The sequence below is a fragment of the Mesomycoplasma ovipneumoniae genome (genome assembly GCF_024758565.1).
GTDB lineage: Bacteria > Bacillota_I > Bacilli_A > Mycoplasmatales > Metamycoplasmataceae > Mesomycoplasma > Mesomycoplasma ovipneumoniae_B.
In genome coordinates this window covers 600,645-613,269 of the sequence record NZ_CP079199.1, presented here as the reverse complement: position 1 = coordinate 613,269, position 12,625 = coordinate 600,645, and the positions used below count along the sequence as shown (strand labels likewise).

The window sequence follows — 12,625 nt, the reverse complement described above, 5'->3', positions numbered from 1 at the left end:
TATCTAGCCAGCAAAAGCAAAAAAGTGGAATAAAATGAATCATTTAAACAACAAATATTCACCAAAAAATCAAAAATATAGGAATAAGAAAAAAAATACTCATCATTATTTTGATCCAGAAGCAAAGGAATTTGCGCACGTTTTACAAAAGCAACGCTCTCTTTTTGAAAGTTCGCTCGACTGCTATAGTACTAAAAATTTGCTTGATAATTTAAGTCAAAATGAAACTGAAGACGGCCTAACACACTCAGACATCTTGAGAGCTCCAAGTTGTCAACACAACAGTAATTTAACGAAAATAACCTATGAAAATCGAGCTTTTTGCTCAAATAGTGAGTCAATAAATCACCAAAATAAGCATCTTAAAAACTCTGAAGCCCTCGATGAAAATCAGTGTCTTGAGTTCCAAAGTCTATCCAAACAGCGAATTAAAAGAATGGCTAATATTTCAATTATTTATGGCTCACAACTTTTTGATCAAAATATTGACATTGATGAAATAAAAAATAAATATTTTGAAGTGACTTTTGATCAGTTAAAAATTCTTACTTTTGTCAAGAAAAATTATGTTTTTTTGAAAAAAGTTATTACATTACAGTTAAAATCTAATTGAAGTTGAGATAGAATATTGCCATTAATTCGATCAATTTTGCTTTTGGGGGCTGCTGAATTATTTTTCCAACCTCGCCGAATTATTTTTAATGAGGCTATTGAAATCACTAAAATTTTTAGCATTGAAGGTGGCGATGAATTTAGCTTTGTAAATGCTGTTTTGCAAAAAGTATACAATTATTATGAAAACAAGAATCTTCTTAGACCTCAAAAATAAACATGAAATAAAAAATCATATCAAAATTGAGGTGAAATTTTGAAAATATAAAAAAATACTTGGAAAAAAATTTAAATTCTTATTTTATAACCTTTCAAAAATTTTAGAAATTAGTGTTTCAAATCAACAATGTGCTCAACTTGATTTAAAATTAGTTAATAATATTTACAAAGTTGAAAATTGAATTTCATGTATGAAGCAGTTTTTAAACTTAAATTTACTTACAAACTTAAGAATTCATAAAAATTTAGCAATTTTTTTGTTTTATAGTTGACAAATTTACCTACAAAGATTTAAATTCAGACAAAAATTATTCGACTTTGAAGACCGTCGAAGAGACGCTTTTAACAATTTATCGCTTGAATGAATAAAAAGTGATCCAAATTTTAATATCAAAATCATTGAAATTTTAAGGAGATGGAAATAAATGAACCTACTTAGTAAAATTCTAAGCATGGGTTTTGAAAAAGCCGAGTCATTAATTAAAACTGGTCATGTAAAAGTCAATAATAAAATATGCCTTCTTCCAGCATATAAAATTAAAAATTTAGACCAAGTGACAGTTGAAATAAAAGAAAAATATGTCTCACGCGGCGCCATAAAACTGCTTTGAGCTTACGAAAAATTTGGACTTGATTTTAATGACAAAATTGTTCTAGACATTGGGTCTTCTAAAGGTGGTTTTACACAAATTTGCCTTCAAAAAGGCGCAAAAAAAGTTTTTGCTCTTGATTCAGGTTTGAACCAATTAGATTATTCTTTAAGAATTGATCCTAGAGTTTCAGTAAAAGAAAAAACCAACATTAAATATATTACAAGCGATTTTTTTGATGAAAAAATCGACATAATTGTTTGCGATGTTTCCTTTATTAGTCTTAAAATTGTTGTTAGTGTTGTAAAAAATTTGTTAAAAAAAGGGCAAAGTTTTATTGCTTTATTTAAACCTCAATTTGAGGCTAGCTCAAAATATGTCCAAAAAGGCGGTTATGTTTTACCTGAATTTCATGAGTTTTTAATTAACAGACTTGTTGAATTTGCTAAAAACGACTTTGATTTTGTTAATTCAACTAAATCACCAATTAAAGGACTAAAATCAAAAAATATAGAGTATTTTTTGCATTTTATCAAGAAAAATGACTAATTATAAACAGTTTTTCCCTTTTTTAAATAAGGTAACTTATTTAGATTCTGCCGCAATGACGCAAAAACCAATATCTGTAATTGAAAAAATTAACCATTTTTACACAAATTGTGCTGTTAATACACACTCATCAAATTCAAAAATCGCCTTTGAAAATTTACAGATTTTAAATCAAACTCGTGAAAAAATTGCAAAATTAATTGATGGTCTTCCCGATGAAATTATTTTTACTTCTGGAACAACAGAATCGATAAATCTTTTTGCCAACATGATTAAAAAATTCATAAGAAAGGGAGATGAAATTTTGTTGTCACCTTTAAATCATTCTTCAAATTTACTTGTTTGAGTCAAAATTGCTCAAAAGGTGGGCGCAAAAATTGTTTATAGCACAAAAATAATTGACAAAATTTCACCAAAAACAGCTATTATTGCTTTAAGCCAAGCGAATAATTCAATTTTAGTTGATCTAGATTTAGCTAAAATTTGAGAAAAAGCTTTAAAAAACTGCGCTTTTGTAATAAATGATGCAACACAATCAATAAACTTTCAAAAAGTTAGTATGAATTTTTGCCACGCATTGGCTTTTAGTTCTAATAAATTTTACGGCCCAACTGGATTAGGTGTGCTTGCAATAAAAAATTATTTGATGGAAGAACTAGAACCTGTAAAATTTGGAGGGGGAATAATTAGAAAATTTGACAACAAAAATTTGCTTTTTTATAATGATTATCGCAAATTTGAAGCAGGAACACTAAATTTTGCTGCAATTTGGGGCTTAAATGCCGCTATTGATTTTATAAATAAAATCGGAATTGAAACAATTTATAAAAAAATTAGAATTTTGGCCGATTATTTATATGAAAAATTAGAAAAAATTGATGATATTGAAATTTTTTCTAAAAAAGGCGACCATATTGTAATTTTCAATATCAAAGGTTTTAGCGCTCAAGATGTTGCATCGTACCTAGGAAATAACGATATTTATGTGCGAAGTGGGAATTTTTGTGTTCCGTTACTAAAAAAAGTACTAAAAAATGATAGTTTCATCAGAGTTTCGCTTGGTTTTTATAATGATTTTGCTGATATTGACAACTTGATTGCCAACTTAGAAGAAAAGAGGTTTTTAGATTTTGTATAATGATTTTATTATTCGACGAAATATTATTGTCGATGCTAATGAAAAATTCAAAGAAAAAAAACGAATTTGTAAGTCAACAAACTCTGAAATGAATAATAACTGTGATGATTGGGCGCAGTTAGACTTAGAAATTATTGGGCAAAAAATTAAAAAAATACAATTTTGCGCTTCAGGTTGCGCTCTTTTGCTCGCAAGTTGTTATTTATTTGAAAAAATTTTAATTAATAAAACCATAAATGAAGCGCAAATTTTGCTTGAAAATTATGAAGAAATGATTAAATCTCAAAAAATTATCCCAATTTTAGAAGATTTAAATGCGCTTTTTATGGTTAAAAGTCACCCAAACCGAGTAATTTGTATTAGTATTCCTTTGTTTTTGTTACAAAAACAAATTAAAAATCATGAAAACAGTTAGAATTCATAAATTTTTATCACAAATGGGAATTGCTTCCAGACGAAAAGCCGAAATATTAATCAATGAAAAACGAATAAAAATTAATGGCCAATTTGCACAAATAGGTCAAAAAATTTCTGACCTTGATGTTGTTGAGTTTGACGGTCAAAAAATAAATAAAAAACCAAAAATCGTCTGGTATGCGCTAAACAAACCAAAAAATTATATTACAAGTCGAACTGATCCACAAAATAGGCCGACAATAATGGAATTTTTTGATAAAAATTCCTATTTGTTTCCAGTAGGACGGTTGGATTTTGAAACAACTGGACTAATTTTAGTAACAAATGATGGCGAAACTAGCAATAAATTACTTCATCCTAGTTCAAAAATTCAGAGAACATATTTAGTCAAAACTGATTTTAATTTAAATGATGAGGAAATCAATTTTTTGAATAACAATGAAATTTATTTAGATAATGTAAAATCTGTTCAAAAAGTTCAAAAAGTTGCCTCACGGACATATATTGTCAAAATTTGACAAGGTTCCAACCATCATGTTAAAAAAATTTTTATCTCTGTTTCCAAAAAAGTACTTATGCTCCGAAGATTAAGTTTTGCTACTATTGAACTTGGAAATTTAAAGCCAGGTGAAAAACGCAAGTTGTCTCAAGCCGAAATTTTGTCACTAAAGAATATTTTTTAACAAATTAAATTTTAGCTAAGCAACTATTATATATAATTATTCGTGTAATACTTAAATGAAAAATGATTTAACTATGGAAAAAAATAATTTTGTAACTGAAAAACCAAAGAAAAAATTTTTTAATAAAAAAACGTTTTTATTTGGTTTGTTGACTTTAGCGTTTTCAATTGCCGTAACAGTTTTTGTTCTTTTTACCTTTATTTTTAGGTTAGTTGATGTTGAAGGTAACTCGATGTTCCCAACTCTTCAACACGGGCAAAAAATTTTTATTAATAGGGTAAAATCACCAAAAAGAAACGATATTGTCGCCTTTAATTACAAAGAAATAGTTTTAATTAAAAGGATTTTGGGACTGCCAGGCGATAAAATAACTGTTAAAGATAATGAAATTTACATAAATGATAAAAAAGTTGCAGAATTTATCAAAAGCGCGACTTTTTTATTCGATGGAATAGTGCCTGAAAATAAATTTTTTGCTGTTGGTGATAATTTGGAAAACAGTAGCGACAGCAGGGATTTTGGATTTTTTGATCTAAATGATGTCATTGGAATTTTATAGGATTAATTATTTTCTATATAAATTTGTTAATTTATAAATATAGCCAACTGTTAAAATAAAAAAATATAATTTTTTTGCAAAATATGATGAAATTATATTTTTTTATTTTTTGCTTTCTTCCTTTTAAAGATTATGATATAATTTGTTAAAAATATAAGAACAAAATTATAAGGAGAATATGATGAAGGCAGCAAGCAATTTTATCTGTTTTGGCAATTTTTGCAGATCATAGTGATTTAACCAAAAGCAAAATTGGTTATTTTGAAAAATATCGGTCAGGCACTCCTAATTTTAAAAATATGTTAAAAGATAGTGAAAATAATTACTTTATTGGAGACTAAAAGAAATCAGAAAAATCCGCTACTATCGAATTTATATCAAAAAATTTAAATCTGTAACTGTTGATAATTCTGTTGATGATAAATTAGCACTTTCTTATTTGGTTAATGATGAAAAATAAACTAATTCTTACTAAATTTTTGGGAACAACCCTTTTAATTCCAGCATTTTTTTTAACTTCCTGCGGAAATTTAATTACTTTTCTTACTAAACAAATTTTTAACAAAGATGACGGAATTAACAATCCAAAAAATTACGATTCTTACTATTTTTTAAATTTGCTAGCGAAACATTATGAAGAATTTAATGTAAAAAACGGTACTTTTTCAGCCTTACATCTGTTTTATAATCAACCCGAAAAACAACGGGGCAGATATTTATTCCTTGGTAAACAAGGTGAAACTACAATTGAAAACTTAGAACAATTTCAAAAAAATATTATTGATAGAGTTGATGAAATTATAAAAAATAATCCCAATTTCGCTAATGTTAATACTTCTGAACTCAAGTCAGAATTTGAAGACAAATTTCTAAAGGGAGAGCCTCTTGAAAAAGTATTAGAAAAAAATAATATTATAATAGGAGAAGCTGGCGGATATTGAATGTCAACTCGTGTTACCTACTATTATTTTGAAGAAAATGGTTTTTCAAACATTACAGCCACAAGAATTACACCAGATTATGTTATAGAAGGAGAATTAAAACAACCCACTGTGGTTTTTGATGATTCGCCTTTTTTTAATGTTATAGTCTACCCTAAAAATAAAACAATCACCTTTAGGGATATTGACGGAGGAATTTACACCGGCGATAACATTATAGATTATGAAGAACAGAAAGAATTGAAAATATTAATTGAAAGAGAAGTTAGAAAAATTTATAATAAACTAGCAAAAAAGTACAATTTGCCAAAAAACAAGATTAGCTCTTCTTCCCCCTCTTTTATGTCTATTATTATCGATTTTAGCCAAGAAATTAATAATATTAAAACTTTAAAGCCAAAAATTCTTGATTTAATTACAGATAAAATTAACCCTTGATCTAACAGTTTTTTACCCAAAAAACACGCAATTATTAAAAATATTGACGAATTTAAGAAAACAATTATTGACCGAATTTTAAAATTAGATCCTAAATTAAAAATTGACCAAAATGATTTAATTTCTGATTTTGAACAAAAATTTCTAAACGGCGAAAAACTTGATGAATTTCTAAAAAATAATAATATTTTTATTTACGAAACTTGGGAACGAATGGGTTATGAATCATTTTGAAGATGGGTTCCCCATAGTATACCGGATCCTAATAATTATCCAAAAAGAGTTGAATGAGAAAAAATACTTCTTAGAAAAACAGAAGGTAATAATATTTTTTTGACAACAATTTTTAAAACGGATTTAACACTAAATTTTGTTAGAAGTCCTGCATCTAGTTTTGATAAAGTTGCTTTCCAAATCTTGGCTTTTCCTAAGGATAAAAATATTGTTTTTGATAAAAACGTTAGTCGACTTGAACTAATTGAGGACTTAAAAAACAATTATTTAGATAAGTATGAAGAAAAAGACAAACAAAAAGTAAAAAACTATGTATAAGTTTAAATTAGTAGAAAAAATCAGGCAATTAGTTTTTTATCTATAATTCTAATTGTACCCCTTTTGTTATTTTTCTCTAGCATGTTGTTTTAAAAAGTTTCCACAAATAATTTCCCTAATATAAAACTTGGGTTTTTATATGATAAGTAACTTTTAAGGGTTAGGGTCAATTTTATTTTCTTTTTTATGGCAAAAGGTCAATAATTTATTGTGAGAATTTTAAAATTTTTTAGAATATTGAAAATTATTAATAAATAAAGGTCATGATTATTAGTAATAATTTGTTAATAAAAGTATAATGATAAAATATTTATTTAAAAGTAGAAGTCGGGTTTTCAATAAAAAAATTAAAGTGATATCAAAACGAATATAATTAAATTAAAAAGCCAAAACATGTTATAATTTTTATAAATAATTTTAATTAGGTGCGAAAAATGAAATTAGCGAAATTTAAAAAAATAATTTTATTATTGCTGTTTTGACCATCAATTTTTTTAATATATCACTCTTTTCTTATAAATTTTGATACTAAAAAATATTGATATTCTTCAAATTTTAGTAATAAAATTGATATAAGAGAGCCTTTTGCCAAACAGTTAAGTAGCTCGTCAAAAATTGATGATTTTGATAATCAATTCGAATTAAAACTATTGTTAAACCCTGATTTCTTGAGTACTGATTCTAAAGAAATCAGTAATTTTAATCTTGAATTTATTAAAAAAATAGAAAAATCAAGATTAAAATTCAAAGAAGCTAAGAGCAGTGAAATATTACCAATTGTATGGTTTTATTTTGATACCGAGAATGATAGAGAGTTTTTTGTAAAAAATTCAATAGAAAACTCGTTCATTAGTCGTTACATCGTATATAAAAATGAAGGAAATAAAAAAACAAAGCCTTTAAGTTGGTTTCATTATAATGATCAATTTCTAAATGGTTACAACTTTTATTTAACTAAATATTTACCTAAAAGTCGAATTGACAAGTTTAAAGAATCAATGTCAAAAAATATTAAGATTGTTAATTTTGAAGAACAGGCTAAAAAGGATAAATCAACTTATAAAACACCACAAACAAAAGTTGGTGCAATTGAAGTTGAGGATGAATTTAACTATGATTTTAAGAGTTATTTTAATGATAATAACATTCATATTAACGACTTGGGATCTACTAATAAGTGAATTAAACCAATTACAACGAAGTATGATGAAAACGAACCATATCATTCAACTTTAGTATCATTAATATTAGGTAGTAAACTAGGCATTGATACCAAGTCAACTTCCTATTTGTCTATATATACTACTCACAGCCAATGACAAAAAGCAATTGAATGAATGGTTGAAACCAATAATGTTAGGGTAATAAATCACAGTTATGGTGGGGTAGGAAAAGACTTTTACGATTATAAAGAAGACGCCTTTTTTCTTGATTTTTTAGCAAGAAAATATGGTGTTATTAACGTTTTTGCAGCTGGTAACGGTGCAAGGGAAAGAAACGATGGGAAAATTGTGGATCACCCTTGAATAGATAAGAAAAGTTTATCTTTAAATTCTATAGTTGTTGGCGCACTCGATGATAATTCTGAGCCTTGAAAAATTGCGAAAAACAAAATTGCTGACTATTCAAATTATAAAACTGGGCAAGAATATTATGAATTGGCTAAACCTTTAGTCGTCGCTCCCGGACGGATTTATAATCCTGTTACTAATTTTAAGGATCGTTTTGTTAGAGGAACTAGTTTTGCTGCCCCTATTGTCACTGGTTTAATATCAACATTCCTAAGAGAAAAACCAAATTTAGATAATGATGATAATAGACTAATAGCATTAAAAGCGATTTTATCTGCTTCGGCAATTTCCCCAAATTATAGCGATTTAATTATAAAGCGAAGTGGTTATTTTGAAAAATATGGCTCAGGCACTCCCGATTTTAAAAATATGTTAAAAGCTAGTGAAAATACCTACTTTATTAGTGACCAAAAAAAATCAGACCATGAAATAATTTTTACTAGTAAACCATTCTGAGTAAATTCAAACAACAAAATTAAGGCTTCTTTGTCTTGAATGTTTAATGCTGGTCTTTTAAAAAATAAAGTAGCTGCTCCTGACAAGAGCAACTACGTAAGTTGATGATGATTTTTAACACCTTTTACTCCGATTGGTTTACCAGTTGCAGGCGCCGCTGCTATTTTAGATGCAAAATCTAAGATGAACCAACATAAAAATGACTTTGACAAATGATCTGAAACACATATTAATTCTGAACGTTTAAAGCTAGAAGCTACTAAAGAAAATCAAAATGGCAATTTTGTTTCAGATTATGATTTATATTTGCAAAAACTTGATTCAAATAATAATTGAGTTGATGTTTCTTGGTCAACAAGTTCTAAAAGCAATGATGAATTAATCAATTTTAAAGCAGAAAAATCAGGCTACTACCGGCTTTATGTCAAAAAATTTAAATCTGTAACTTTTGATAATTCTGTTGAAGATAAATTAGCACTTTCTTATTTGGTTAATAATGAAAAATAAACTAATTCTAACTAAATTTTTGGGAACAACCCTTTTAATTCCGGCGTTTTTTTTAACTTCCTGCGGAAATTTAATTACTTTTATTAATAAACAAATTTTTAACAAAGATGACGGAATTAACAATCCCCAAAATTACAATTCTCACTATTTTTTAAATTTACTAGCAAAGCATTATGAAGAATTTAATGCAAAAAACGGAACTTTTTCAGCCTTAAATCTGTTTTATAATCAACCCGAAAAGCAGAGGGACAAATTTTTATTCCTTGGCGAACAAAGTAGAATAACAATTGAAAACCTCGAACAATTTCAAAAAAATATTGTTGATAGAACTGAAGAAATTATAAAAAATAATCCTAATTTTGCCAAAATAAATACTTCTGAACTCAAGTCAGAATTTGAAGACAAATTTCTAAAAGGAGAACTTCTTGAAAAAGTCTTAGAAAAAAATAATATTATAATACGCGAACGTATCAGATATTCAAGTCCAACTCGTGTTACCTACTATTATTTTGAAGAAAATGGTTCTTCAAACATTATAGCAACAAGATTTGTACCAGATTTTGTTAAAGAAGGAGAGTTAGTTCAACGCACTGTAGTTTTTGATGATTCGCCTTTTTTTAATGTTATAGTCTACCCTAAAAATAAAACAATCACCTTTAGGGATATTGATGAAAAAATTTATGCTGGTGATAATGATAAAATTATAGATTATGAAAAGAAGAAAATATTAATTGAAACAGAAGCTAGAAAAATTTATAATAAACTCGCAAAAAAGTACAATTTGTCAAAAAACGAGATTAGCGGTTCTTACCCCTCTTTTATGTTTGATATTATCCATTTTAGCCAAAGAATTAATAATATTAAAACTTTAAAGCCAAAAATTCTTGATTTAATTACAAATAAAATTAATCCTTGATCTAACAGTTTTTTACCAAAAAAACATGCAATTATTAAAAATATTGACGAATTTAAGACAACAATTATTGATCGAATTTTAAAATTAAATCCTAAATTAAAACTTGACCAAAATGATTTAATTTCTGATTTTGAGCAAAAATTTCTAAACAGAGAAAAACTTGATGAATTTCTAAAAAATAACAATATATTTATTTACGAAACTTGGGAGCGAATTGGTTATTGGCCATCTTTAAAAGAACCCGCTCACCCTATATCGGTTCCTAATAATTTTCCAACAAACGTGGAATGAGAAAAATTGGTTCTTAGAAAAACAGAAAATAATAATATTTTTTTGACAACAATTTTTGAAACAGATTTAACACTAAATTTTACTATAAGTCCTGATTCTAGTTTTGAAAAAGTGGCTTTCCAAATCCTGGCTTTTCCTAAAAATAAAAATATCGTTTTTGATAAAAACATTAGCCGTCTTGAACTAATTGAGGATTTAAAAAACAATTATTTAGATAAATATGAAGAAGAAAAAAAGAAAAAATGACCAGACAAAAACCACGTATAAGTTTAAATTAGTAGAAAAAATCAGACAATTAGTTTTTTATTTGTAGTTTGTGTAAAAACTATTTTGCATTTTAAGCGACCATTTTATAGACTTTTTTAGTTTTGAAAGCGAAAAACTAAAAAAACATAGAGTTAAAATCTAAAATAACAAAATTGCTTTTGCAGGGTAAAAAAGCGAGAAAAACGTCCCGTTTTTGCGCCTAAATTAACACAATAATTTAGATCTTTTTAAAAATTGATTATTCTAAAAAAATTTTTTTAGTGAAATTTAATTATCTTAAAAAATTAGTCTAGTGTAATTTTTTGTTTGCCAATATGCATTAAAAATCACTTTCGACAACGAGGTAAATCTAGACCGCTTTTATTTATAAATTTTTTATTTTTGCACAAAATCAACAAGTTCTCTTCAATTTCTGAATCAATTAGTGAGGGTTTTAGTTCTAAATCTGTAATGAAATTTGGGTATTGTTCAGAAATTATTTTATATGCTTCAATAAAAAGATCACTAATATTTAGAATTTCTCACCTTATCAAACCAATAATAGCTAATTTTACAGCTAAAATTTGATCGTCCATTTTTGGCAATAAGATACCTGGGGTGTCAAGAAAAAGAAATTTATCATAGCTAATTCATTGATTATTTCTCGTTATTCCCGGTTGGTTTCCTACCTTTAGCTGTGATTTTGTGATTAAATTTATTAGCGTTGATTTTCCAGTGTTAGGTACTCCGACAACAAAACATTTTAGACTTGGCGAAAAAAATTTAGTTGAATTTTTTTCTTGTTTTATTTTAAATATTTTATTTAAATGTGATATAATTTCTAATCTAGCTGAATAATCTCGTAAATTTACAAAGAGAACAAAAAATTTTTTATCTGTAAAAAATTTTTTTATTTTAGTGAATTTATTCTTATCAGCTAAATCAATTTTTGTTACTATTACTAGTGTCATTTTTCGCTTTGCAATTTGCAAAAAATTCTCATTTAGACTAGAAATAGGGCATCTTCCATCCACAACTAAAATAAAAAGATCTGCTATTTGTGCTTTATTTTCTATGTCATTTATGCTTTTTGCCATATGACCTGGAAATCAATTTATTTTCATGCAATAAATTATAAATCTTTTTATTAAAAAAGTGGTATAATTGTAAATTGTGGTCACGTAGCTCAGTAGGATAGAGCACGAGCCTTCTAAGCTTGTGGTCAGAGGTTCGAATCCTCTCGTGATCGCCATTTTTTTATTCTTAAAAATAAAAAAAATAAATAAAAAAATTTTGCTTTTTCAAAAAATAGTGTATAATTATTAATTGGAGAAGTAGCTCAGCTTGGCAGAGCGCTACGTTTGGGACGTAGTGGTCGCAGGTTCAAATCCTGTCTTCTTCACCATTTGGGGGGGTAGCTCATCTGGCTAGAGCGCCTGTTTTGCACGCAGGAGGTAGAGGGTTCGACTCCCTTCCTCTCCACCATTGGCTCTATAGCTCAGTTGGTTAGAGCGTCCGGTTCATACCCGGAAGGTCATGAGTTCGAATCTCCTTGGAGCCACCATTTTCATATAATATATAACAAAATCGCCTGGATCTATAGCTCAGCGGTTAGAGCATCCGGCTCATAACCGGTTGGTCATTGGTTCGAATCCAGTTAGATCCACCAAAATGGGCAATTACCCAAGTGGCTGAAGGGACTAGTCTTGAAAACTGGCAGGGGTGTGAAAGCCCGCGGGGGTTCGAATCCCTCATTGCCCGCCATTTATTTTAAAAATTTCTTAACACAGCGGAGTAGAGCAGAGGTAGCTCGTTGGGCTCATAACCCAAAGGCCGTAGGTTCGATTCCTACCTCCGCAACCAAGGTCTAGTAGTAAAGTGGTTAATACGCCTCTCTGTCACGGAGGAGATCGCGGGTTCGATCCCCGTCTAGACCGCCA

Annotated in this window: 11 protein-coding genes and 8 tRNA genes; 18 read left to right on the top strand and 1 reads right to left on the bottom strand. The window is 27.9% G+C overall.

The window, feature by feature from the left end; genetic code table 4:
* Nucleotides 1–34: 34 nt before the first annotated feature.
* From KW512_RS02340 to KW512_RS02295, 10 genes are all read left to right on the top strand, one after another.
* Nucleotides 35–829: a transcription antitermination protein NusB gene (locus tag KW512_RS02340; RefSeq protein WP_258841226.1), complete on the top strand. Its 795-nt coding sequence runs from the start codon at nt 35–37 to the stop codon at nt 827–829.
* The gene (locus KW512_RS02335) at nt 795–1,256 is read left to right on the top strand and encodes a hypothetical protein (protein WP_258841225.1); all 462 of its coding nucleotides are present in this window, start codon (nt 795–797) and stop codon (nt 1,254–1,256) included. The genes KW512_RS02340 and KW512_RS02335 overlap by 35 nt, the downstream gene beginning before the upstream one ends.
* Nucleotides 1,257–1,970, top strand: a complete 714-nt coding sequence (locus tag KW512_RS02330) for a TlyA family RNA methyltransferase (RefSeq protein WP_258841224.1) — start codon at nt 1,257–1,259, stop codon at nt 1,968–1,970. It abuts the gene before it with no gap.
* Entirely contained in the window at nt 1,963–3,108 is a 1,146-nt protein-coding gene (locus KW512_RS02325) for a cysteine desulfurase (RefSeq protein ID WP_258841223.1), read from the top strand. Before KW512_RS02330 ends, KW512_RS02325 begins: the two co-directional genes overlap by 8 nt.
* On the top strand, nt 3,101–3,523 hold the full coding sequence (locus KW512_RS02320) for an iron-sulfur cluster assembly scaffold protein (RefSeq protein WP_258841222.1): 423 nt from the start codon (nt 3,101–3,103) through the stop codon (nt 3,521–3,523). The genes KW512_RS02325 and KW512_RS02320 overlap by 8 nt, the downstream gene beginning before the upstream one ends.
* Complete coding sequence (locus tag KW512_RS02315) at nt 3,510–4,208, top strand: pseudouridine synthase (protein WP_258841221.1); 699 nt, start codon at nt 3,510–3,512, stop codon at nt 4,206–4,208. The genes KW512_RS02320 and KW512_RS02315 overlap by 14 nt, the downstream gene beginning before the upstream one ends.
* Nucleotides 4,209–4,281: 73 nt before the next feature.
* Nucleotides 4,282–4,767 (top strand): signal peptidase I, encoded by a 486-nt coding sequence (lepB, locus tag KW512_RS02310; RefSeq protein ID WP_258841220.1) that lies wholly within the window; start codon nt 4,282–4,284, stop codon nt 4,765–4,767.
* Nucleotides 4,768–5,216: 449 nt separating this feature from the next.
* A complete protein-coding gene (locus KW512_RS02305; RefSeq protein ID WP_258841219.1) occupies nt 5,217–6,698 on the top strand; it encodes a hypothetical protein in 1,482 nt (493 codons plus the stop codon).
* Between the two features lie 434 nt (nt 6,699–7,132).
* On the top strand, nt 7,133–9,232 hold the full coding sequence (locus tag KW512_RS02300) for a S8 family serine peptidase (RefSeq protein ID WP_258841218.1): 2,100 nt from the start codon (nt 7,133–7,135) through the stop codon (nt 9,230–9,232).
* Nucleotides 9,222–10,706: a hypothetical protein gene (locus tag KW512_RS02295; protein ID WP_258841217.1), complete on the top strand. Its 1,485-nt coding sequence runs from the start codon at nt 9,222–9,224 to the stop codon at nt 10,704–10,706. Before KW512_RS02300 ends, KW512_RS02295 begins: the two co-directional genes overlap by 11 nt.
* Before the next feature lie 284 nt (nt 10,707–10,990).
* Here KW512_RS02295 and ylqF read toward each other — a convergent pair whose 3' ends face one another.
* Nucleotides 10,991–11,782, bottom strand: a complete 792-nt coding sequence (ylqF, locus tag KW512_RS02290; protein ID WP_258841216.1) for a ribosome biogenesis GTPase YlqF — start codon at nt 11,780–11,782, stop codon at nt 10,991–10,993.
* A 78-nt stretch (nt 11,783–11,860) separates the two neighbouring features.
* Between ylqF and KW512_RS02285 the strand changes: the two genes are divergently transcribed.
* The 8 genes from KW512_RS02285 to KW512_RS02250 all read left to right on the top strand — a co-directional run bounded on the left by KW512_RS02285 (nt 11,861) and on the right by KW512_RS02250 (nt 12,625).
* Nucleotides 11,861–11,937, top strand: a tRNA-Arg gene (locus tag KW512_RS02285).
* Between the two features lie 76 nt (nt 11,938–12,013).
* Nucleotides 12,014–12,090: transfer RNA gene (locus tag KW512_RS02280), tRNA-Pro, on the top strand.
* Between the two features lie 3 nt (nt 12,091–12,093).
* Nucleotides 12,094–12,170, top strand: a tRNA-Ala gene (locus KW512_RS02275).
* Nucleotides 12,171–12,172: 2 nt separating this feature from the next.
* A tRNA-Met gene (locus KW512_RS02270) sits at nt 12,173–12,249 on the top strand.
* Between the two features lie 29 nt (nt 12,250–12,278).
* A tRNA-Ile gene (locus KW512_RS02265) sits at nt 12,279–12,354 on the top strand.
* Between the two features lie 4 nt (nt 12,355–12,358).
* A tRNA-Ser gene (locus KW512_RS02260) sits at nt 12,359–12,449 on the top strand.
* A gap of 24 nt (nt 12,450–12,473) precedes the next feature.
* Nucleotides 12,474–12,548 (top strand) — tRNA-Met (locus KW512_RS02255).
* A gap of 1 nt (nt 12,549) precedes the next feature.
* A tRNA-Asp gene (locus KW512_RS02250) sits at nt 12,550–12,625 on the top strand.